General features: G+C 60.8%; 20 protein-coding genes. 18 read left to right on the plus strand and 2 right to left on the minus strand.

Annotated features, from left to right (window positions below; all coding sequences use genetic code 11):
* Positions 1 to 88 precede the first annotated feature (88 nt).
* The 13 genes from KQ933_RS06095 (at position 89) to KQ933_RS06155 (ending at position 15,691) form a co-directional block, all read left to right on the plus strand.
* Positions 89 to 1,306 (plus strand): deoxyguanosinetriphosphate triphosphohydrolase, encoded by a 1,218-nt coding sequence (locus KQ933_RS06095; protein WP_216757820.1) that lies wholly within the window; start codon positions 89 to 91, stop codon positions 1,304 to 1,306.
* Positions 1,307 to 1,368: 62 nt separating this feature from the next.
* Positions 1,369 to 3,126 (plus strand): arginine--tRNA ligase, encoded by a 1,758-nt coding sequence (gene argS, locus KQ933_RS06100; RefSeq protein WP_216757821.1) that lies wholly within the window; start codon positions 1,369 to 1,371, stop codon positions 3,124 to 3,126.
* A gap of 61 nt (positions 3,127 to 3,187) precedes the next feature.
* Positions 3,188 to 6,493 (plus strand): SPOR domain-containing protein, encoded by a 3,306-nt coding sequence (locus KQ933_RS06105; protein WP_216757822.1) that lies wholly within the window; start codon positions 3,188 to 3,190, stop codon positions 6,491 to 6,493.
* Between the two features lie 108 nt (positions 6,494 to 6,601).
* Entirely contained in the window at positions 6,602 to 7,615 is a 1,014-nt protein-coding gene (gene nagZ, locus KQ933_RS06110) for a beta-N-acetylhexosaminidase (protein ID WP_216757823.1), read from the plus strand.
* Positions 7,616 to 7,640: 25 nt separating this feature from the next.
* Positions 7,641 to 8,501, plus strand: coding sequence for a ScpA family protein (locus tag KQ933_RS06115; RefSeq protein WP_216757824.1), 861 nt, complete (start codon positions 7,641 to 7,643; stop codon positions 8,499 to 8,501).
* A complete protein-coding gene (gene scpB, locus KQ933_RS06120) occupies positions 8,498 to 9,205 on the plus strand; it encodes an SMC-Scp complex subunit ScpB (RefSeq protein ID WP_216757825.1) in 708 nt (235 codons plus the stop codon). Before KQ933_RS06115 ends, scpB begins: the two co-directional genes overlap by 4 nt.
* 183 nt (positions 9,206 to 9,388) lie before the next feature.
* Positions 9,389 to 9,580: a twin-arginine translocase TatA/TatE family subunit gene (locus KQ933_RS06125; protein ID WP_132651313.1), complete on the plus strand. Its 192-nt coding sequence runs from the start codon at positions 9,389 to 9,391 to the stop codon at positions 9,578 to 9,580.
* Between the two features lie 51 nt (positions 9,581 to 9,631).
* The gene (tatB, locus tag KQ933_RS06130) at positions 9,632 to 10,258 is read left to right on the plus strand and encodes a Sec-independent protein translocase protein TatB (protein ID WP_216757826.1); all 627 of its coding nucleotides are present in this window, start codon (positions 9,632 to 9,634) and stop codon (positions 10,256 to 10,258) included.
* Complete coding sequence (tatC, locus tag KQ933_RS06135) at positions 10,255 to 11,082, plus strand: twin-arginine translocase subunit TatC (RefSeq protein WP_216757827.1); 828 nt, start codon at positions 10,255 to 10,257, stop codon at positions 11,080 to 11,082. The genes tatB and tatC overlap by 4 nt, the downstream gene beginning before the upstream one ends.
* A 94-nt stretch (positions 11,083 to 11,176) precedes the next feature.
* On the plus strand, positions 11,177 to 12,460 hold the full coding sequence (gene serS / locus KQ933_RS06140; RefSeq protein ID WP_216757828.1) for a serine--tRNA ligase: 1,284 nt from the start codon (positions 11,177 to 11,179) through the stop codon (positions 12,458 to 12,460).
* Between the two features lie 6 nt (positions 12,461 to 12,466).
* Positions 12,467 to 13,240, plus strand: a complete 774-nt coding sequence (gene surE / locus KQ933_RS06145) for a 5'/3'-nucleotidase SurE (RefSeq protein WP_216757829.1) — start codon at positions 12,467 to 12,469, stop codon at positions 13,238 to 13,240.
* Entirely contained in the window at positions 13,237 to 13,890 is a 654-nt protein-coding gene (locus KQ933_RS06150; protein ID WP_216757830.1) for a protein-L-isoaspartate(D-aspartate) O-methyltransferase, read from the plus strand. The genes surE and KQ933_RS06150 overlap by 4 nt, the downstream gene beginning before the upstream one ends.
* A gap of 163 nt (positions 13,891 to 14,053) precedes the next feature.
* Positions 14,054 to 15,691, plus strand: a complete 1,638-nt coding sequence (locus KQ933_RS06155) for a M23 family metallopeptidase (RefSeq protein WP_216757831.1) — start codon at positions 14,054 to 14,056, stop codon at positions 15,689 to 15,691.
* 106 nt (positions 15,692 to 15,797) lie between these two features.
* On the opposite strand, the gene KQ933_RS06160 is transcribed toward KQ933_RS06155, so the two are convergent.
* Positions 15,798 to 16,670, minus strand: coding sequence for an ATP-binding protein (locus KQ933_RS06160; protein ID WP_216757832.1), 873 nt, complete (start codon positions 16,668 to 16,670; stop codon positions 15,798 to 15,800).
* A gap of 208 nt (positions 16,671 to 16,878) precedes the next feature.
* Between KQ933_RS06160 and yajC the strand changes: the two genes are divergently transcribed.
* From yajC to KQ933_RS06185, 5 genes are all read left to right on the plus strand, one after another.
* Entirely contained in the window at positions 16,879 to 17,226 is a 348-nt protein-coding gene (yajC, locus tag KQ933_RS06165; RefSeq protein ID WP_007813582.1) for a preprotein translocase subunit YajC, read from the plus strand.
* 42 nt (positions 17,227 to 17,268) lie between these two features.
* Complete coding sequence (gene secDF, locus KQ933_RS06170; RefSeq protein ID WP_216757833.1) at positions 17,269 to 19,785, plus strand: protein translocase subunit SecDF; 2,517 nt, start codon at positions 17,269 to 17,271, stop codon at positions 19,783 to 19,785.
* Positions 19,786 to 19,789: 4 nt separating this feature from the next.
* Positions 19,790 to 20,176: an Mth938-like domain-containing protein gene (locus KQ933_RS06175; protein ID WP_216757834.1), complete on the plus strand. Its 387-nt coding sequence runs from the start codon at positions 19,790 to 19,792 to the stop codon at positions 20,174 to 20,176.
* Between the two features lie 2 nt (positions 20,177 to 20,178).
* Positions 20,179 to 21,027 carry a phytoene/squalene synthase family protein gene (locus KQ933_RS06180; RefSeq protein ID WP_216757835.1) on the plus strand — a complete coding sequence of 283 codons (849 nt, stop codon included), beginning with the start codon at positions 20,179 to 20,181 and terminating at the stop codon, positions 21,025 to 21,027.
* A gap of 69 nt (positions 21,028 to 21,096) precedes the next feature.
* The gene (locus KQ933_RS06185; protein WP_216757836.1) at positions 21,097 to 21,564 is read left to right on the plus strand and encodes a hypothetical protein; all 468 of its coding nucleotides are present in this window, start codon (positions 21,097 to 21,099) and stop codon (positions 21,562 to 21,564) included.
* A gap of 18 nt (positions 21,565 to 21,582) precedes the next feature.
* Here KQ933_RS06185 and trmFO read toward each other — a convergent pair whose 3' ends face one another.
* Entirely contained in the window at positions 21,583 to 23,016 is a 1,434-nt protein-coding gene (trmFO, locus tag KQ933_RS06190) for a methylenetetrahydrofolate--tRNA-(uracil(54)-C(5))-methyltransferase (FADH(2)-oxidizing) TrmFO (RefSeq protein ID WP_216757837.1), read from the minus strand.
* Between the last annotated feature and the right edge of the window lie 72 nt (positions 23,017 to 23,088).

Consider the following 23,088-nt stretch of genomic DNA (forward strand, 5'->3'; position numbering starts at 1 on the left):
CCTCTTTGCCGTTTCTGTAAGCTATAGGTATGAAGAGCGGAAAGCGGCGTCAATGGGCAGAGCCGCAACGCATTGGTGATGGTGAAGAATGAGCTTCGACAGGCATACATTGGGTTTCGGTTATGGCGAACGGGCGGTCTATGCGGCAGATCCATGGAACTCGCGCGGGCGCCTCTATCCAGAGAGCGGCAGCCCGACGCGCTCCGATTTTCAGCGAGACCGCGACCGCATTGTCCATACGACGGCCTTTCGCCGGCTGAAGCATAAGACACAGGTTTTCATCGCTCAGGACGGCGACCATTACCGCACACGCCTGACGCATACGATCGAGGTGGCGCAGATCGCCCGCGCGCTTGCCCGCGCCCTGAAGGCCGATGAGGACTTGGCCGAGGGCGTGGCGCTCGTCCACGATTTCGGCCACACGCCCTTCGGCCATACCGGCGAGGATGCGCTGCATGAAGAACTGCTGCCCTATGGCGGCTTCGACCACAATGCCCAATCCTTGCGCATCGTTACCAAACTCGAGCGGCGTTATGCCGAATTCGACGGCATCAACCTGACCTGGGAAAGTCTGGAGGGTCTCGTCAAGCATAACGGCCCGCTGCTGACGGCCGATGGCGTTGGCACGCGCGGACCGGTGCCGCAGCCGATTCTCGACTATTGCGAGTTGCACGATCTGGAGCTTGCGAGCTATGCAAGCCTCGAAGCCCAGGTCGCCGCCATCGCCGATGACATCGCCTACAACACGCATGACATCGATGACGGCCTGCGCTCGGGTTATCTGAGTTTCGAGATGCTGGAGGAAATTCCGTTCCTCGCCGGGCTGATGGCCGAGGTGAGAGAGCGCTACCCGCATCTGGAGCCGAGCCGTTTCACGCATGAAATCATGCGCCGTCAGATCACGCGCATGGTCGAGGACGTCATCGGCGTGGCGCAGAAACGCCTCGCAGAGCTGAAACCGCAGAGCGCCGATGATATCCGCAAAGCGGATCATGTGATGGCAACATTTTCGGACGAGATGGCCGAAACAGACAGGCAGATCAAGGCGATGCTCTTCAAGCGCATCTACCGGAATCCCGACATCATGCGCATCCGCGCCGGTGCCGCCCAGATCGTCAAGGATCTCTTCGGCGCCTACATGGCCAATCCCAAGGAGATGCAGAGCCATTATTGGGTAGACCATATCGCCGGTCTCTCCGATGCGCCGAAAGCCCGCCATGTCGGCGATTATCTTGCCGGCATGACGGACACTTATGCCATCAGTGCCCACAGGCGATTGTTTGACCACACTCCGGATTTGCGATAGGCAGCGGGCGCCCGGCAGCCGCCGGCGATCCTATTGGCACAGCCTGTGCATGGAAGAGTGCGATGAACCTTTTTACCGATTTTGAAGCCAGGATTAAAAACGCCCTTGAACAGCTCGATCTGGTCAAGGAAAAGCGATCCGAGCTCGATTTCGGTCGTATCGCCGTCGAGCCGCCGCGTGAGGCGAGCCACGGCGATGTCGCGACCAACGCTGCCATGGTGCTTGCCAAGCCGCTCGGCACCAATCCGCGTGCACTGGCCGAAATCATCATCGCCAAGCTGCAGGAAGATGCTGACGTCGCCGAAGTTTCGGTCGCCGGTCCGGGCTTTATCAACCTCAGGCTTTCCGTCGGTTACTGGCAGCGCCTGCTTGGTGCGATGATCCAGTCGGGCATTAAATACGGCCGTTCCGGTCTGGGGCAGGGCCGCAAGGTCAATGTCGAATATGTCTCGGCCAATCCGACCGGCCCGATGCATGTCGGCCATTGCCGCGGCGCTGTTGTCGGCGATGCGCTGGCGAACCTGCTCGCCTTTGCCGGTTACGATGTCGTCAAGGAATATTACATCAACGACGCGGGCTCGCAGATCGATGTGCTCGCGCGGTCCGTCTTCCTGCGCTATCGCGAGGCGCTCGGCGAGAAGATCGGCGAGATCCCGTCCGGCCTCTATCCGGGAGACTATCTGGTCCCGGTCGGGGAATCGCTTGCTGCCGAATATGGCGTGCGTCTGCACAATATGCCGGAAGAGCAGTGGATGCCGATCGTCAAGGATCGCGCCATCGAGATGATGATGGCGATGATCCGTGAGGATCTGGCCGCGCTCAACGTCCATCACGACATCTTCTTCTCGGAGCGCACGTTGCATGCCAATGGCGCAGCCGCAATCCGCACCGCCATCAACGACCTGACCTTCAAGGGTTATGTCTACAAGGGTACGCTGCCGCCGCCGAAGGGTCAGCTTCTCGAAGACTGGGAGGACCGCGAACAGACGCTCTTCCGCTCGACCGAAGTCGGGGACGATATCGACCGTGCGCTCATCAAGTCGGACGGCTCCTATACCTATTTCGCCGCCGACGTCGCCTACTTCAAGAACAAGTTCGACCGCGGCTTCGACGAGATGATCTATGTGCTTGGCGCCGATCATGGCGGCTACGTGAAGCGTCTCGAGGCGGTCGCACGCGGCGTTTCGGACGGCAAGGCGAAGCTGACGGTGCTGCTCTGCCAGCTCGTGAAGCTGTTCCGCGACGGCGAACCGGTGAAGATGTCCAAGCGCTCGGGCGATTTTGTCACATTGCGCGATGTGGTGGAGGAGGTCGGACGTGATTCGGTCCGCTTCATGATGCTTTACCGCAAGAATTCCGAGCCATTGGACTTCGATTTCGCAAAAGTAACGGAGCAATCCAAAGATAATCCGGTCTTTTACGTGCAGTATGCGCATGCCCGCTGCATGTCAGTCTTCCGGCAGGCGAAGGAAGCCTTCCCGGATCTTGCTCCGACGCCTGAGATTTTGGCGCAATCCGTTGCAGGCATTAGCGATTCCGCCGAATTGCAGCTGATTGCCAAGGCCGCGGAATTCCCGCGAATCGTTGAAAGTGCAGCCCAGTCTCAAGAGCCGCATCGCATCGCTTTTTACCTCTATGATCTTGCCAGCGCTTTCCACGCGCACTGGAACAAAGGTAAAGATCAGACTGAATTACGATTTGTTAACGATAAGAACCGAGAATCGAGTATTGCCAGACTTGGGTTGGTGTACGCCGTCGCGTCGGTTTTGAAGTCGGGACTTGCCATTACAGGCACTGCCGCACCGGACGAGATGCGATAACGTCACCATTTCCCCACAATGCGCTGGCATTGAAGTGTTTGCGTTTTTGAGTGGGATGGGCATGGCTGATAAACGACTTGCGTATGACACGCGCGGTAAAGACGATATGTTTGCCGACGATGATCCGTTGGCTGAACTTGCTCGTATCGTCGGCTTTGAACCCCGAATTGCGGCCAATACTGTAGACGAACCTCAGCGGCAGGAGCCAGTTCTCAATCTCGAGGACGAGCTTCTCCGCGAGTTCGAGAGCTATGATGCGCCGCGTCCCCTGGCTGCCTCCGATCATCAGGTGGGGCCAGTCGCTCAACAACAAGTCGAAGCCGACGACTATGTCGAGCCGGTTCAGGAGGACGTTCCCTCGATTGGTGAGGAACTTGTTGCGACGGTCGTGTCCGATTTCGAGGCGCCTGTTGTCGAGCCGGAGTTCCCGGAAGCAACTGCCGTTGCTCCCGAAGTGGCTGCTCCCGAACCGGTGGCGGTCAATCGGGAGGCACCTGGCGCTGACGATTGGGCTCCTGTTCCGACGAAGCCCGTTGCCGTTTCTGCCGATCCTCCGTCCACATTTACGACATATGGCGGCGCCCGTGATCTGATCGAAGAGCTGGAGCTCTCCATCGGCGGCGCCCTTCCTGCCGCTCCGTCCATTCAGCCGCCGGCGAAGGCGCCGCAATGGTCGGCCGCCAGCATTCGACTGCCGATCGCCAATTTCCACGCGCCGCGTCGCGAGGAACCGGTTCTCACCGAGCTGGCCATCGAGGCGCCCGTTGTTGAGCCGGCTCCCGTGGAAGCCTTTGCTGCCGAACCTGAATTTGTTGCCGAACCGGTGTCCACGGTCGAACCCGAAGTGGCTGTGCCTGATGTCGCCGAAGAGCCTCTGCCGGTCGCCGCCGTTGAAGCTGCGGATTTTGAGCCGGTTACCGCATCCTTCGGTTTTCCGGCAGAGATCGATCGCCACGAAGACGTTGCCCTTCCTGAAGAGCCCGTCGCGTCGTTCGAAGATATTGCTGCCTTTGAAGAGCCTGTTGAGCCCGCTAACTCCGGTTTCGACCTGATCGCGGCTGCAGCCGAAGGCGATGTCCATCCCGATGCTGCGCTCACCGAAGCGTTGCCGGAGCCCGCCTTCGATGCGGAAACCTTTGATCTCGACGATCTGCTGGCTGATGTCTCCCGTTATCCGGTACCGCAGCGCGCTGCATCGTCCGTTGCGTCTGAGCCTGTCGCCGCTGCACCCGAGCCTGTCGTTGCGTCGCCGGTACCGCAACCAGCGCCGGTTCCTGCTGTTCCTGTTTTCGAGGCGCCCGTCTTCGAGGCGCCGGTATTCGATACGCCCTTGTTCGCAGCGCCCGTTGCTCGCGCATCCGTGCAGCCAACGGTGATTGCACCTGTGCCGATGAGCCGTGCGACGCCCGTCCTTCGTCAGCCCGAAGCGCCGAAGCCGGTCGTTCGGGCTCCGGTGGAGCCGGTCTCGCAGCCTATCGCACCCGCGCCTGGTGTCGCGCGCCAGCCGGAACTGGAGGCTGAAGATCCTTTTGCCGGCCACGATTTCGAGCTGGATCTCGCCGGTATCGAACTGGAGCTCGCCGATCTCGACTTCGCCGAGCCGCAGTCGAAGCCTGAACCCGAACCCGTACGAGTTGCGCCTGTCATTACAGCACAGCCAGCGCCGCGTCCGCAGCCGGCACCGGTTTTCGTGCCTGAGCCGCAGCCTGCTCCGGTCAGCTATGCCAAACCGGCACCGGCAAGTGAATCCACCGACGATCTGCCCTTCGATCCGTCGATGATCTCCGATCCGGAAGATCGTCCTGAGACGGTCGAGGACATGCATGTTCCGACGCTGCCGCCTGTCGAGCATCCGGAACCGGTCGCCAAGACCGCCGACTTCGATTTCGATCTCGATGCCGAGATCGCAAGCTTCTTCGAGCCCGCCAAGCGGCAGGAGAAAGCACCGGTTGCCCCGGCTTGGGCATCCCCGGTCACCGCTGCAACGGCCACTGCTGTGGCCAAGCCTGCGAACTCCGTCTTTGCCGACGGGCTTGATGATTTCGAGCGCGCGCTGGAAGAGGATTTCCGCCGCAGTGTGCGCGAGCCGGTCGAGCGCCGCGAGAATGTTTCCGAAGTCCATATCGAATCCGCAAGCCAGACCGCGGATTTCAACCGCGCCCGCTCCATGCGCCGGCTGTTGGCTGCAGCAGCCATGCTGGTCGTTTTTGCCGGCGGCGCATATGGGGTCTACACTTGGGTTTCCAACGGTCCCGGCCTTGGCATCGTCAGCTCCGGCGAGCCGCGCGTCATAACCGCCGACAAGGATCCGGTGAAGGTCGTTCCCGAAAATCCGGGCGGCAAGACCGTGCCGAACCAGGACAAGGCTGTCTATGACCGGGTCGCAGGTGCTGCCGAAGAGCCGAAGCAGAAGGCGCTTGTTTCCTCCGATGAGGCGCCGGTCGATGTCGTTCAGCGCACGTTGACGCCGGAAGTTTCGCCCGATGACAATGAAGGTAGTGCCGATCAGGTCATGCCGACCGCCGTCGGCGAAACGCAGGATCCGCGCCTGCTGCCCGATCACGACAACACTGTGAATGCCTCCGCTTCCGACGACGATGCGGTACCGTCCGTTTCGCCTCGCAAGGTCCGCACGATGATCGTCAAGCCAGACGGCACGCTCGTCGCTCGCGAAGAGCTCGCGCCTGTCGAGCAATCCGCGCCGGCCAATGACGTGGCGGCGGCAACCCCTGCAACCCAACCGGCTGCGACGCCATCTGCTGCAAGTTTCCCGGCAAGCACCGGCAATCAGGTCGCTTCCGCAGCAATTCCGCCTGTCGGAACTGCGCCTGCTGCTCAGGCTACGGCAAAGGTGGCTGAGGTGAATGCCGCCAACCCAAATCAGGTTGATCCGCCGGTTCGTGCAGTGAAGACGACGCCGATTGCCGACGCTGCCTCTGCCGTGGCGACCGACACGGCGCCTGTCCCCACCGCCCGCCCGGCCGAGCAGCCGGTCAATGTCGTCGGCACGGTAACCGAGAACGGCAATATTCGCCCGACGGCTCAGCAGAAGTCGACGCAGGTCGCCTCTGCACCGGCAGCAGCCGCTGCCCAGCCGGCACAGCAGGCTCCGGCCGCTGCAAGTGGTGGCTACGGTATCCAGATCGCATCGCTGCCGTCAGAGGATGAGGCGAAGAAGTCCTACGCCAGCCTGTCGAAAAAGTTCGCAGGTGTGCTCGGTGGCCGCGCCTACGAAATCCGTAAGGCAGATATCGCCGGCAAAGGTACTTTCTACCGCGTCCGCATCCCGGCCGGCTCGAAGGACGAAGCTGCCGCCCTTTGCGAGCAGTATCGCTCCGCCGGCGGAAGCTGCCTCATCTCGCGCTGAGCTTTCTGGATAATTTTATCGGAATGGCGGGCTTGTCCCGCCGTTCTTTTTTGTGGGATTGCGCTTGACCTTGCTCGCAATTCGCGGAGCGGCCCTTATGATTCGAATATGACCGAATCAAAAGCGATGATCCTCGGCTGCAGCGGCCTCAAGCTGACCGACGAAGAAAAGGCCTTCTACAAGGCTGAACGCCCTTGGGGCTTTATCCTCTTCGGGCGGAACATTTCCGAAGCCCGGCAGATCAGTGATCTCGTTGGCGAGCTGCGTGAATGCGTCGGCTGGCATGCGCCTGTGCTGATCGATCAGGAGGGCGGTCGCGTTCAGCGCATCCGTCCGCCGATCCTGCAGCACTATCCGCCGGGACAGGCGCTTGGCGATCTCTATCGCCGCGACCGCGCGCTTGGGCTGCGCGCCGCCTGGCTGATGTCGCGCCTGCATGCCTTCGATCTCCAGAGGTTCGGCATCAATGTCGATTGCCTGCCGGTGCTGGACGTGCCCATCGAAGGCAGCAGCAACGTCATCGGCAACAGAGCCTATGGCGGCGATCCCGTCACTGTCACGGAAATGGGCCGGGCTGCTTGCGAGGGGTTGAAGGCTGGTGGTTTGCTGCCGGTCATGAAGCACATGCCGGGCCATGGGCGCGGCTTTGCAGATTCGCATCTGGAGCTGCCGGTCGTCACGGTATCGCGCGAAGAACTGCAAGTTCACGACTTCCCGCCCTTTATCGCCATGAAGGATGAGTTGATGGCCATGACCTGCCATCTCGTCTTCACGGCAATCGATCCGCACAATCCGGCCACCACCTCCCGCAAGGTGATCGACCAGGTCATCCGCACTGAGATCGGCTTTAAGGGCTTGCTGCTGTCGGACGATAGCTCGATGAATGCGCTTTCCGGCACGATCGGCGAACGGGCGGCGAATATTATTGCGGGCGGTTGCGATATCGTGCTGCATTGCAATGGCCATATGGACGAGATGCTTCAGGTCGTGGCAAATGTTCCGCCGCTGGCAGGTCTTGCGCGAGAGAGGGCACGGCTGGTTGAGGACGGCTTCCCGACCGCCGATGCTGTAGACGAGGCGACGATAAGGGCGGAATTCGACGCCATGTTTGCGACGGCTTGAGAAGAGGCCGGAAAGGCAGGGTAGGGTGAACACGATCAAGGGCACGGAACGGTCCCAAGCGGCTTCAACGCCGATGGACAAGCTGTGGCAGGAGAACGGTTCGGAACGCGCCACCCATGAGCCGGCGCTGGTGATCGATGTCGCCGGCTTCGAAGGTCCGCTTGATCTTCTGCTCTACCTTGCCCGCAACCAGAAGGTCGACCTGTCGCGTATTTCGGTTCTGGCCCTTGCCGAACAATATCTGCAGTTCGTCGAAAGCGCGCGGCGTATCCGCATCGAGCTTGCCGCTGACTATCTCGTCATGGCGGCCTGGCTTGCCTATCTGAAGTCGCGATTGCTGATCCCGCAGCAGATCAAGGACGACGGTCCCTCGGGTGAGGAAATGGCCGCAACGCTTGCTTTTCGCCTGAAGCGGCTGGAGGCGATGCGTCAGGTTGCCGATGGTCTCGTCAACCGCAACCGGCTCGGTCGCGATATCTTCGCCCGCGGCGCGCCGGAGCATATCCCGGATCGCCAGCAGTCCGCCTACGACGCCAATCTCTACGACCTTTTGAGCGCTTATGCGGCCTTGCGTCAGCGCCATGCGATCACTCAGGTAACAATCGAGCGCCGAAATGTCTGGTCGTTGACCGATGCTCGTGAACTGTTGACCCAGATGATCGGCGATATCGTCGACTGGACGGCGCTCGAGCAATATCTGCTGCGCTACCTCGCTAGTCCCGCCGAACGCGTCACTGCCGTCGCCAGTGCCTTTGCCGCCTCGCTGGAGCTGGTGCGCGAGGGCAAGCTCGAAATACGCCAGGATGGCGCTTTTCAGCCGATCTACATGCGCCGCGGCCCGAAACATGCCACACTGCAGGTGGTCGAACAGGAGCAGTCGGATTGATCGATGCGGAAGACGATGACATGGAAGGCGAGGGCGCTTCCCGCGATCTGCAGGCCGAGATCGAAGCGGAGCGCATAGCCGAAGCGCTGGTTTTCGCATCCGCCCAGCCAGTATCCGAAGGTTTCATCATCGAACGCCTGCCGAAGGGGTTTGATGCGCACGAGATCATGCTGCGCCTGAAGGAGCAGTATGCGCCGCGCGGCGTCAATCTCGTGCAGATCGACAGCGCCTGGGCCTTCCGCACCGCCGCCGATCTTTCCTTCGTCATCCGCCGCGACGAGAACGAGGTCAAGAAGCTCTCCCGCGCTGCGCTGGAAGTGCTGGCGATCATTGCCTATCACCAACCGGTGACGCGTGCCGAGATCGAGGATATCAGAGGTGTGCAGACCTCGCGCGGTACGCTTGATGTACTGATGGAGGCGGGTTGGGTACGTTTCCGCGGCCGCCGTCGCACGCCAGGCCGGCCGGTGACGCTCGGCACGACGCGGGATTTCCTCGATCATTTCGGCCTTGAGGAATTGCGCGACCTGCCTGGTCTTGAAGAACTGAAGGGCGCCGGCCTGTTGTCCGGCCGGATACCCGCCAATTTCAACATTCCATCGCCCCTCATGAACGACGAACTGACCGACGACGAGGATCCAATTACACAACTGGACCTTGAAGAGCTTGGACTGCTCGCCCCGGGTGGCGCCTCCGAGGAATGATGAAGGTTGGTCTTGCTTTTGCCACGCCCTCGCAAAACAATGTCGATCACAACTTTTCGATGGATGAATGGCTTGTCACAAAGGCCGATACCGTGACATTAAGCTCAGTCCAGAAGGATTGATGTTGGAAACCGGATCGGAAATTCTTACATCGAGGGAATACCGAAACAGGGAGTATGCGTAATGGGTTCTTTTAGCATGTGGCACTGGTTGATCGTTCTGGTCATCGTGCTTTTGTTGTTCGGTCGCGGCAAGATCCCGGAACTGATGGGCGACGTTGCCAAGGGCATCAAGAGCTTCAAGAAGGGCATGAACGACGAAGACGCGCCTGAAACCGCAAAGACCGTCGATCACAAGGCCGACGAAACGAAATAACCACGTACGGGAAGAGGCGCAGCCCCCGCGCCGCCCGTTCAGGAGCCTTGCATGTTCGATATTGGCTGGACCGAACTCTTGGTTATCGCGGTCGTTCTGATCGTGGTTGTCGGTCCGAAGGATCTGCCGCCGATGCTGCGCGCTTTCGGCAAGATGACGGCACGTGCCCGCAAAGTGGCGGGCGATTTCCGCGCTCAATTCGATGAAGCGTTGCGCGAAGCCGAACTTGACGATGTGCGCCGCACGATCAGCGACGCCCAGAGGCTGAACCCGGTCAACAGTCTGCGGGAGGCGATGAACCCGCTGCGCCAGATGGGCAACGAGATCAAGTCCGATCTGCAGAACGCGACGAAGGTTGACAAGCCGGTCGAGCAGGGCGCTGAAAAGAAGACGGAAGTGCCGCTTGCGGAAGTCTCTGCACCGGCGCCGTCCCTGAGCTTGCCGGAAACGCCGCCAGTCGTTCCCGCGCCGCAGCCGGTTGCCGCCGCAGCCGTTGCGCCGGTCGTCGCTGCTGGAAAGCCGAAGACGGCGCGCAAGCCGAGGGTGAAGGCAGCAGACAAGGCCGATGCGGTGGCCCTTGTTGCCGCACCTATCGAAAAACCGAAGCGCGCTGCTGCAACGAAGAAGCCGACCGAGGTCAAGAAGCCGGCCGTAAGAAGAAAGAAGGATGAGGCATGAGCGGTGATATCGAAGACAAGCCGCAGCCGTTGATCGAGCACCTGATGGAGCTGCGTAAGCGGCTTATCTGGTCGATCGGGGCGTTCTTCATCGCCTTCATCGCGTGCTTCATTTTCGCCAAGCACATCTTTAATTATCTCGTCTTTCCCTACAAGCTTGCCGTCAGTTGGGCTCACCTCGATGTCGAGAAAGCGCAGCTCATCTACACCGCGCCGCAGGAGTTCTTCTTCACGCAGGTCAAGGTTGCCATGTTCGGCGGTCTTGTGATCGCCTTCCCGATCATCGCAGCACAGATCTACAAGTTCGTCGCTCCCGGCCTCTACAAGAACGAGCGCCAGGCCTTCCTGCCGTTCCTGATCGCATCGCCGATCCTGTTTCTCCTGGGCGCCGCGCTGGTCTATTTCTTCTTCACGCCGATGGTCATGTGGTTTTTCCTGTCGATGCAGCAGGCGCCGGGCCATGACGAAGTGGCGATCTCGCTCCTGCCGAAGGTCTCGGAATATCTGAGCCTCATCATGACGCTGGTCTTCTCCTTCGGTCTCGTCTTCCAGCTTCCCGTCATCACCACGCTGCTCGCCCGCGTCGGTCTTCTCACATCACAATGGCTCGTTGAGAAGCGCAAGTTCGCGATCGTGCTCGCCTTCGTCGTGGCTGCGGTCCTGACGCCGCCCGATCCGATGTCCCAGATCGGTCTTGCGCTGCCGACGATCCTTCTCTACGAGATTTCCATCTACGCGGCACGACTCGTGGAGCGTCAGCGTTCCAAACAGGCGCTTGAAGAGACCAGTGAATCCTCCGATGTCGCCAAGACGGACAGCGTCTGAGCGCATCAGGATATTTCTCTGAGTTCTGCCGTTTCCCATCCGGTCGGGGTTTCCTCCGACCGGTTCATTTCTGTTGAAACGATCTGGAACGACGATGCTCGATATCAAATGGATCCGTGAGAATCCCGAGGCTCTCGATGCTGCACTTGCCAAGCGCAGCGCGGAACCTCTGTCGCAATCTCTCATCGCCCTTGACGAAAAGCGCCGCTCCGCCGTGCAGAAGGCGCAGGATCTGCTCTCCCGCCGCAACGCCGCCTCCAAGGAGATCGGTGCTGCCATGGCGCAGAAGAACGCCGAGCTTGCCGACAAGCTGAAGGCCGAGGTCGCCGAGATCAAGGAAATGCTGCCGGCTGCTGAAGAGGAGGAGCGTGCGCTTTCCGCCGAACTCAGCGACCAGCTCTCGCGTATTCCGAACGTGCCGTTTGACGACGTACCTGTTGGTAAGGACGAGCACGACAATGTCGTTACCCGCATCGTCGGCGAAAAGCCACGCTGGAACCATACGCCGAAAGAGCATTTCGAAATCGGCGAAGCTCTCGGCTACATGGATTTCGAGCGCGCCGCCAAGCTCTCGGGCTCGCGTTTCACGGTCCTGACCAGCCAGCTTGCGAAGCTTGAGCGTGCGCTTGGTCAGTTCATGATCGACCTGCATACGACCGAGCATGGTTATACTGAGGTATCTTCACCGTTATTGGTTCGTGGCGAGGCTGTGTTCGGCACTGGCAGCCTGCCAAAATTCGAAGAGGACCTCTTCAAGACGACGGACGGCCGTTACTTGATCCCGACTGCGGAAGTCACACTAACCAACCTGGTGCGCGAGGAAGTCGTCGACCAGGAAAAGCTGCCGCTGCGCTTCACCGCGCTTACCCCCTCCTTCCGTTCGGAGGCAGGTTCGGCAGGCCGTGATACCCGCGGCATGCTGCGCCAGCACCAGTTCTGGAAGTGCGAACTCGTCTCGATCACCGATGCCGAGAGCTCGATTGCCGAACATGAGCGCATGACGGCCTGCGCCGAAGAAGTGCTCAAGCGCCTCGGCCTCCATTTCCGCACGATGACGCTCTGCACCGGCGACATGGGCTTTGGCTCGCGCAAGACCTATGACCTCGAAGTCTGGTTGCCGGGACAGAACACCTTCCGCGAAATCTCGTCCTGCTCCGTCTGTGGCGATTTCCAGGCGCGGCGCATGAATGCTCGCTATCGGGGCAAGGACGACAAAGCGACGAAGTTCGTCCACACGCTGAACGGCTCCGGCACGGCGGTCGGCCGCTGCCTGATTGCGGTTCTCGAAAATTATCTGAACGAGGATGGCTCGGTCACGATTCCGGACGTTTTGCTGCCCTATATGGGCGGTCTGACGAAGATCGAACGGGCGGCTTGAGACACAATGCGCATCCTGCTGACGAATGACGACGGTATCCATGCCGAAGGCCTGGGTGCGCTGGAACGGATCGCAAGGGCGCTTTCAGATGATGTCTGGATCGTCGCCCCCGAAACCGACCAGAGCGGCCTTGCTCATTCGCTCAGCCTTTCGGAGCCGCTGAGGCTCCGGAAGATTTCCGACAAGCATTATGCGCTGCGCGGCACGCCGACCGATTGCGTCATCATGGGCATCAAGCAGGTGCTCGACATCAAGCCGGATCTCGTTCTGTCAGGCGTCAATTCCGGCTCCAACGTCGCCGACGACGTGACCTATTCCGGCACGATCGCCGGCGCCATTGAAGGCACGATGCAGGGCGTGCGTTCCCTTGCCCTCAGCCAAGCCTATATCTACGATAACGGCGCTCGCATTCTGCCCTGGGAGGTTTGCGAGGCGCATGCGCCGGCACTGCTCGAAAAGCTGATTGCGGTCGATCTGCCTGAGGGTACCTTCCTGAACCTCAATTTTCCGAACTGTCGTCCCGACGAGGTCGAGGGCGTCGAGGTGACGGCGCAGGGCAAGCTTGCTTTCAACCTGCAGGTCGATGCGCGCACGGATGGCCGCGGCTTTCCCTATTACTGGCTGAAATTCGGCGAGCGCGCCGGCGCCTTCACCGAGGGCAGCGATATTCACGCGCTGAAGCATAATAAGATTTCGGTAACACCTTTGAAACTGGATCTGACCGATTATTCCGTGACGGACCGCGTGGCGCGGGCCATCGGACACGGAGTGAAGGGGTGACGGCGAAACTGGCCGAGAAGGAGGGCTTTGCGGCTCTGGTCCTCAGATTGCGCGCAGAAGGCATTTCCGACATCGATTTGCTAACGGCAGTCGAGCAGACGCCGCGCTCGCTCTTCGTGCCTGCGCAATTTGCAGAGAATGCCTATTCCAGCCGCACCATTCCGATTGATTGCGGCTCCTTCCTCGAAGGCGTCGATTTTGCCGTCCGTCTTCTGCATCATCTGAAAGTCCGCCCCGGCCAGCGCGTGCTCGAAATCGGCACCGGCAGCGGATTTACTGCGGCGGTCATCGGTCGCATTGCCGAACGCGTGCTCACGGTCGATCGCTATAAGACGCTGACGCTTTCGGCGCAGCGCCGCATGGAATCGCTGAGCCTGCGCAACATCATCATCCGTCAGGCCGATGGCAGCGCCGGCATGCAGGGCGAGGGCACCTTCGACCGTATCCTGGTCACGGCTGCCTTCAATTCCATGCCGCGCTTCTATGCCGATCAGCTTGTTTCGGGCGGCTCTATGATTGCGCCGCTGATCATATCCGAAAACGAATGCCGCATGGTTCGATTGACCAAAACCGGCAGCCGCTTCGAGCGGGAAGAGCTCTTCGACGCTCCCTATCTTCCGATCGTTCCCCGCCTCGCTTCCCAGCTTTAAGTTAGGCAAGACTCCAGGGCCTGTGGGCTATGACTTTTCGCCTGCAAACCTATGGTTATCAAGTTCTCAAAAATATAGCACTGATTCCAGCGCCTTAACCGCATGGTAACACTAACGCGCTTTAATAGATTCACAAATGGTTGCGTTCTAAGTGGGTCGAGTCATGCGTTTTAGTTTTTCGCCGAAGTTCGGGAAGTCGGCCGGGAATCTTCTGGTGGTCGCCTTGCTGGCGAGCGCAGCTACGGGCTGCAGCTCCGATGTGACGCGTTTCGGCAGTCTGTTTTCCTCCTCCGGGCAGGATCAGATGACGACAAATTCCATCCCGCGCAGGAGCTTCAACGGTCCGCAGGGTGACCCGGTGCCACGCGCCGATCTCGGCGGCTCAGGCATTCAGCCGGCTTATGCCGCGAACAATCAGGGTCAGCCAGCGTATGGCGCGAATAACCAGGGAGTGAGCCAGCCCTATCCGGGTCGCCCGAACTATGAGCCGGTCGGCTCCAGCGCACGGATGGCATCCACCCCGGTTTCCGTTCAACGCTCCGATCTGTCGCCGCCAATCGCAGGCTCGGTTTCCTCACGTCAGCGAGAGAGGGACGTTGCTCTCGCCCAACCGTTCCCGGCCGCTCCGAAGCCTGACCGTATTGCACCGGCTGCTGCGTCGGCTCCGAGGGTTGCGCCCGATGCGCTGACGACAGGCACGACACCGAAGGTCTCCGGCTGGTCCGGCACCAATGCGCCGTCCGTCACCCTGCGTCCCGGCGAAAACATCGCCATCCTTTCCCGTCGATACGGCGTTCCGGAAAAGGAAATCCTGCGCGTCAACAATCTGAAGACGGCATCCGCCGCACAGCCCGGCCAGGCGATCCTCATCCCGACCTTCAATGGTGGCAACAATGCCGCCAAGGCCGCAGCCCAGTCCGCCGACCTGTCCAAGCCCGGCAACCTGCCGCAGCCGACAAAGGGTCAGGAACAGAAGGTGGCCGTTGTTCCAGGCGCCAATTCCGCTCGCGACAAGACCGTCGCAAGCGCGGACCCGGCAGGCAAGGTTCCCTCGGGTGCCGGTAAGGATCCGAAGGGCGCTGGCGGTACTTACACGGTCAAGCAGGGTGACTCGCTTACCAAGATCGCCAAGGCGACGGGCGCCAATATCGACGCTATCAAAGCGGCCAATAATCTGTCGGCAGGCTCGATCCGCATCGGTCAGGAATTGAAGATCCCGAACGGCGCGGCTTCCGCTGACGCGATCAAGACCGCGTCCATCCCGGCGCAGAAGGTCGATCAGGTAAAGCCCGCCCAGGCAGCGAGCGCTCCGGTCCAGACCGCTTCCGCGCAGCCGGCGCCTTACAAGGCTCCTGCCGCCACGCAGACGGTCGACGACGTCGAGAAGAAGTCCGATGTCAGCGCAGCCGCTCCGGAAGCCACCGGCATTGGCAAATATCGCTGGCCGGTTCGCGGTCAGGTGATTGCCGCCTATGGTGCCAACGTCAACGGCAGCCGCAATGACGGTATCGACATCTCGGTTCCGCAGGGTACTGCGATCAAGGCTGCCGAAAATGGCGTCGTCATCTATGCCGGCAACGGCCTGAAAGAACTCGGCAATACCGTTCTCGTCCGTCACGATGACGGCACCGTCACCGTCTACGGTAACGCCGATACGCTGAGCGTCACCCGCGGCCAGAAGATCCAGCGCGGCCAGACGGTCGCCGTGTCGGGCATGAGCGGCGACGTAAAGCAGCCGCAGGTGCACTTCGAGGTCCGCAAGGATGCGGCCCCGGTCAACCCAATGACCTTTCTTGAATAAGCGATATTTCTTGAGCAGGTAGAGCGTCTCAGGGAAATGCAAAAGCCCGGTCGGTGACCGGGCTTTTGTCGTTTCGGTTTGCGATAACGACACGCGTTGGGAATGTCTAAGCACGGTCGAGATGGATGCGCAGCCGACCCGCCAGATCCTGGATATACTGCCATGCGACGCGGCCGGAGCGGGCGCCGCGGGTCGTTGCCCATTCCAGCGCCTCGGCATGCATCTTCTCACGATCGAGGCCGAGCTTGAAGTGGTCGGCATAACCGTCGATCATCATCAGGTAGTCTTCCTGGCTGCATTTGTGGAAGCCGAGCCACAGCCCGAAACGATCGGAGAGCGACACCTTTTCCTCCACGGCTTCGGACGGATTGATCGCCGTCGACTGTTCGTTCTCCATCATGTGGCGCGGCAGCAGATGGCGCCGGTTGGAGGTGGCATAGAACAGCACATTGTCCGGCCGCCCCTCCACGCCGCCATCGAGCGCGGCCTTGAGCGACTTGTAGGCGGTATCGTCGTGGTCGAAGGAAAGATCGTCGCAGAAGACGATGACGCGATGCGGCGTATCTTTGAGAAGGTCGAGAAGTGTGGGCAGGCTGGCGATATCCTCGCGATGCACTTCGACGAGCTTCAGCGATACGCCACTCTCGCGGCGCACGTCTTCGTGCACGGCCTTGACGAGAGACGACTTGCCCATGCCGCGCGCGCCCCAGAGAAGGACGTTATTGGCCGCATAGCCCTCGGCAAAACGCACGGTATTTTCGTGCAGGATATCGCGCACATGATCGACCCCGCGGATGAGCTTCAGCGCTACGCGGTTAGGACGCTTGACAGGCTGCAGATACTGGCGGGCAGGGGACCAGACGAAACAGTCGGCAGGATTCCAGTCGTTGACGGCAGGCGCCGGTCCCGCCAGCCGCTCCACCGCATTCGCGAGCCTCTTCAGCTCCTGAAGCAGAACGCTATTGATTTCCTCGGCCATCGGGTGCCTCCTTCATAGATTGCAGCGATAATCCGCTTTCGTTTTTTGATGCCGGGTAGCATGGCCTTTCCACAGCGGAAAGGTTATGAGGCAACGGAATCGGTACGGTTTCCGGCTGTTTTTGTTGCATTCATCAAGGCTGCAACTATAGTCCGGCGACTTGAAAAGAGAGGCGGGGTTCCGCCGCCCATAGCCTGAGGAGCTTAGCATGTTTATCACCCCGGCATTTGCCCAGAGCGCAACTGACGCCACGAGTGCTTTCGGCGGCTCAGGCCTCGAAATGATCATCCTGTTCGTGCCGCTGATGGTGGTCTGGTATTTCCTGCTTATCCGCCCACAGCGTGCGCAGGCCAAGAAGCGTGAGGAAACTCTGAAGGCAATCCGTCGCGGCGATCAGATCGTCACCGGCGGCGGCCTCGTCGGCAAGGTCACGAAGGTTGTCGACGAGAAGGAAGTGGAAGTCGAGATCGCCGAAGGCGTGCGCGTGCGGATCGTCCGTACCGGAATTTCCGAAGTCCGCGTGAAGGGCGAGCCGGTCAAGGCTGACGCCGCATAATATGCGATAGCAACACCGCCGGATCGGAAGATAGTCGAGAGAATGCACCATTTTTCCCGCTTGAAAACACTTCTGATCTGGTTGGTCGCGATTGCCGCTATTGTCGTCGCTGCGCCTAATCTTCTAAGCCAGGCGCAACTTTCCTCCCTGCCAGGGTGGGTCCGGCAGGACCGTATCACCCTCGGTCTCGATCTGCAGGGCGGCTCCTACATCGTATTTCGCCTCGAGCGCTCGGATATCATCCGGGACCGGCTCGAAAAAACGGTCGCCGGCGTTCGTGACAAGCTCCGTGGTGCCGGCATCCGCTATACCGGGCTCACCGGAACCGGCCAGACGGTGACGGTCAAGGTCACCGATCCGGCCCAGCTTCAGGCTGCTGCCGATCTTCTGAAATCGTTGACATCGGCCGATGTTGCTCTCCAGCAGAGCAATGATGGCCAATTGACGCTGCAGATCTCCGACAAGGCGATTGATGCCGATACGGTAGCGGCACAGACGCGCTCCCTCGCTATCGTCGCCCGCCGCATCGCCGGCTTCGGAAGGGAGAACTTCACCGTTCGTCCTGACGGGAACGACCGTATCGCCGTGCAGGTGCTGGGCTCCGTCGACGCCGAGCGGTTGAAGAACCTGCTGAACGAGCCTGCGGCCCTCTCCTTCCATCTGATTGATGAAAGCATGACCGGCCAGCAGGCGCTCGCCGGCCGCTGGCCCGCGACATCGCAGGTGCTTTATTCGCTGGATGATCCGCCGATCCCCTATCTCGTCGATCGCTCCATAATTGCGACAGGCGCAGATTTTGCCGAGGTCGATACGAAGACTGACCTGCAGACGCAGGACAGCGCGCTCGTCTACCGGCTGAATGCCGAGGCTGCGCAGCGCCTTGCACAGGTAACGACCGCCAATGTCGGAAAGCATCTCGCCATCGTCTTCGACGATCAGGTGATGGCAAGCCCCGTCATCGAAGCGCCGATCACAGACGGACGCGGTGAGATTGCCGCCAATTTCTCCGAAGAGGGCGTTGAGGATCTGACCGTCATGCTTCGGGCCGGCGCGCTGCCTGCGACGTTGACGGCCGTCGAGGAGCGCACCGTCAGCCCGCTCTTCGGTTCCGAATCCGTTTTCTCCGGTCTGGTTGCCGGCATTGTCGCGGTGGTGCTCGTCGCTGCGCTGATGATCGCGCTCTATCGTATGCTCGGCATCATCGCCGTCGTTTCACTGATCTTCAATCTGGTGCTGATCGTTGCGGTCCTAAGCGTTGCCGGTGCGACGCTGACGCTTCCGGGCATTGCCGGCCTCGTATTGATCGTCGGCATGGCGGTGGATTCCAACGTGCTGATCTATGAGCGCATCCGCGAAGAAGAGAGGGTGCCGCATACGACCTTCGCCCAGGCGGTCGAGCGCGGCTTCTCGCGTGCTTTCGCCACCATCGTCGATGCTAACGTCACGATCTTCATCGCCGCCGTCATTCTGTTTTTCGTCGGCAGCGAATCCATTCGCGGCTTTGCCGTGACGCTGACCGTCGGCATCCTAACGACCATCCTGACGGCTTTCACGCTGACGCGCGGCTTCGTGGCGGCCTGGCTGGCGAAGCGTCATCCGCGCCATCTGCCGAAGAGCGCGACAAGCCTGTTCGAGCATGCCAATATCCGTTTCATGGGCATTCGCCGCTACGTCTTCACGGCATCGGCGGCACTTTGCATCGCCGCAATGCTCGCCTTCGCCTCGGTCGGCCTGCACCTCGGCATCGACTTCACCGGCGGTTCGCTGGTCGAGGTCAAGGCGAAGCAAGGCAATGCCGATATTGCCGATCTCAGTGCCCGTCTGAACGAGTTGAACCTCGGACCGGTGCGCGTCGAGCGAATCGGCGACGCCACCAACGCCCTGATCCGCGTCGGCTCGCAGGATGGCGGTGAAAATGCCGAGCAATCGGTGGCGACGTTCATTCGCGGCGAACTGGCCGAGGACTATGATTTTCGCCGTGTCGAGGTCGTCGGGCCGGCCGTCTCCGGCGAGTTGACGATGCTGGCGACGATTGGCATCCTTGCCTCGCTGTTCGCCATCCCGGTCTATATCTGGATCCGCTTCGAATGGCAGTTTGCGGTCGGCGCGATCGTCGCGACGCTGCACGATGTCATCATCATGCTCGGCCTCTTCGTACTGACGGGCATGGAATTCAATCTGACGAGCGTGGCCGCATTGCTCACCGTCGTGGGCTATTCGCTGAACGATACCGTCGTCGTCTATGACCGCATGCGCGAAAACCTGAAGCGCTACAGGAAAATGCCGCTGCCGATCCTGATCGATGCGGCGATCAACCAGACGCTCTCGCGCACCGTTCTGACGGCCGCCACGACCTTGATTGCGCTGCTTGCGCTTTACATCTTCGGCGGCGCCGTCATCCGCTCCTTCACCTTCACCATGCTCTTCGGCGTTGCGCTCGGAACATTCTCCTCCATCTATATAGCAGCGCCTGTCCTCATCATCTTCCGGCTGCGTCGGAACACGAACGGTGAGGACGAGGGCGACACCAGCATGAAATCCGGCAAGCCGGCGGTATAGATCCATGGCAAAAGGCATTGAAATCCGCGACGCCCATTTCCCGGGCCGCGCTCCCATCGACACCTATGGCAACGGCGGTTTCCGCTTTGCGGAAATGTCGCATCGTGGTTCCATCCTCTGCCTGCCATCGGGCATTCACGGCTGGGATATGGACATGACGAAGCCGCTGTCGGTGGAGAATTTCCGCGGAGTGCTCGATGAAGCCGCCGATATCGAAGTGCTGCTCGTCGGCACGGGCACGGAGCTTCGCCGCCTGCCTGCAGAATTGCGTGCCGCCCTCAAGGCGCGCGGTATTTCCTCAGATCCGATGAGCACGGGTGCCGCCGTGCGCACCTTCAACATCATGCTTTCCGAACAGCGCGCCGTCGCCGCCGCCCTGATCGCGGTCTGATCATGTCCGATGTAAAGACGAACCAGGATATCAGCCTGGCGATGCTGCGCGATACCGATCGCGACCGCTATCTTGCCTGCCTGCTGTCGCCCGAGGCCAAGCGCGGTGCGCTCGCCGCCCTCTATGCCTTCAATGCCGAGCTCGCCCGCATCCGCGATCTCGTCCACGAGCCGCTGCCCGGCGAGATCCGCATGCAGTATTGGCGCGACCTTCTGGAGGGGAATGCGCACGGTTCGACCGAGGCCAATCCTCTTGCCGCGGCACTTCTTACGGCCGTTGAGACGCATCGGCTTCCGCGCCAGACGCTCGTCAACATGATCGAAGCGCGGATATTCGACCTCTACGACGACCCGATGGAAAGCCGCACCTCGCTGGAAGGCTATGCAGGTGAAACGGCCTCGGCGTTGATCCAGCTTGCGAGCCTTGTCCTCTCGCCGGAAGACGCGACAAAATCCGCCGATGCCGCCGGTCATGCCGGTGTGGCGCAGGCGATATCAGGCATGCTGCTCCTGATGCCGCTCCATCAACGTCGCGGCCAGGTCTATATCCCGCTTGAAATTCTCTCGGCGACGGGCCTTGACCGGGAGGCGTTCCTGGCTGGTACGGACAAGCCGCGCATCTCGGCCGCCATCGAAGCTTTTGCCGGGCTCGGTCGCGATCACCTAGCCAAGGCGAGGGCCTCTGCGCTGTCGCCGGTTATCGTGCCGGCCTTCCTGCCGGTTGCGCTTGCGGAGCCGGTGCTGGTGAAAGCGCAGAAGCGCGGTGCCGCCGTTTTGGAAGGCTCTCTGCAGGAGCCGCAATGGCGTCGCCAGATGCGCATGGCTTTTGCGGGTATGCGCAAGAAAATATGACGACGGTCAAACTCGCGCAAGTCTCGCGCGTTATGTCAGGCATAACCCCATTCTAAACGGAGAATCCGCGTGGGCATTATCGTCTGGTGCGTTCTTTTCGCCATCGTCATTCTCTTCGCCTTCGTCGCGACGCGCATGGCTGCTCAGAACAAGGAAGATGGCCTGCACGACACTGGCCTTGCCATCATCGAGTTCGGTCGCGCATTCCCCAATGAAGCGATCCGCCAGCTTCAGGCGACGGTTGACGGTCAGGCCGTCTTCGTGCGCCTGCATGACAACAAGGCTGGCTTCATGCGCAACATGTCGCGCCACTTCGCCTGCCATCTGATCGAGCCGGGGACGGTGCGCGTTCTTGCTTCCGAAACGGGCAGGGGCCTGAGCATCGAATTTGTCAATGCGCCCTATCACAATGGTACTTACGAGTTCGCTTCGGCCAAGGAGGCGTCGGAAGTGTCGCTCTGGCTGCTCGGCAACTATGTTGCCGAGCCGGATAAGGAATTGCCTGCGCCGAATTCGTCCGCCGCAAACGGCCATTAGTCGAAACAGAATATAGGCTCAGACGCTTTCGGCGAGCTTGACGTCCTGCCCCAGCCAGGCGGCGCAATCAGCAAGCGCTCGCTTGGCAATCAACTGTCGCTTCATGATCGTTTTGTCTTTGCCGCGGAAGCGCTTGACGCCTTCAGGCTTGACGATCGAACCGGGTTGAAGCTCCGGAAACAGGCCGAAATTGATGTTCATCGGCTGGAACGAGCGCTTGCCCGGCTCCTCGTCGGTGACGAGATGTCCGCCGGTGATATGGCCGAGCAGCGAGCCGAGCGCCGTCGTTACGGGGGGAAGCGAAACCGGCTCTCCCTTGCGTTCCGCGGCTGCAAAACGGCCGGCCAGCAGACCCACGCTTGCGCTCTCGACATAACCTTCGCAGCCGGTGATCTGGCCGGCAAAACGCAGGCCCGGCCGTGACTTCAGCATCAGCGACGGATCGAGCAAGGTGGGCGAGTTGATGTAGGTGTTGCGGTGCAGGCCACCAAGCCGGGCGAATTCGGCATTCTCAAGCCCTGGGATCATGCGGAAGATATCAGCCTGCGCACCATATTTCAGCTTTGTCTGGAAGCCGACCATATTGTAGAGCGTGCCGAGCGCGTTGTCCTGGCGGAGCTGCACGACGGCATAGGCTTTCACGGTCGGGTTATGCGCATTGGTGAGGCCCATCGGCTTCATCGGCCCGTGCCGCAACGTCTCGCGCCCGCGCTCCGCCATGACCTCGATCGGCAGGCAGCCGTCGAAATAGGGCGTGCCTTCCCATTCCTTGAAGCCGACCGTATCGCCGGCGATCAGTGCGTCGACAAAGGCATTGTACTGCTCTTCGGTCATCGGGCAGTTGATATAGTCCTTGCCGGTGCCGCCGGGGCCGACCTTGTCGTAACGCGATTGATACCAGCAGATATCCATGTCGATGCTGTCGCGATAGACGATCGGCGCGATGGCATCAAAGAAAGCAAGAGAATCCTCCCCCGTTTCCGCCTGGATGGCGCTCGCTAGCGATGGCGCAGTCAGCGGACCGGTGGCGATAATAGCCAGATCCCACTCCCTCGGCGGCAGGCCGGAGATCTCCTCGCGCACGACCGTGATCAGCGGATGCTCGTGGATCGCCTTGGTCACGGCATCGGAGAAGCCATCGCGGTCGACGGCGAGTGCGCCGCCGGCCGGCACCTGATGTTTGTCGGCCGACGCCATGATCAGCGAACCGGCCATGCGCATTTCCGCATGGATGACGCCGACGGCATTGCTGGTCGCATCATCCGAGCGGAAGGAGTTGGAGCAGACAAGCTCGGCAAGTCCGTCGGTCTTGTGCGCATCCGTGCCGCGCACGCCGCGCATTTCATGCAGGATCACAGGAACGCCGGCATTGGCGATCTGCCACGCAGCTTCAGAGCCGGCCAGCCCGCCGCCGATGACATGGATAGGGGAGTAGGAGGGATTGTTGGTCATTGGCGGCTGATATCACGCCAGCACATGCGATCCAACAATAGAATCGAAAACGGCGCCTGCCGGCGCCGCAGC

Source organism: Rhizobium sp. WYJ-E13, assembly GCF_018987265.1.
GTDB lineage: Bacteria > Pseudomonadota > Alphaproteobacteria > Rhizobiales > Rhizobiaceae > Rhizobium.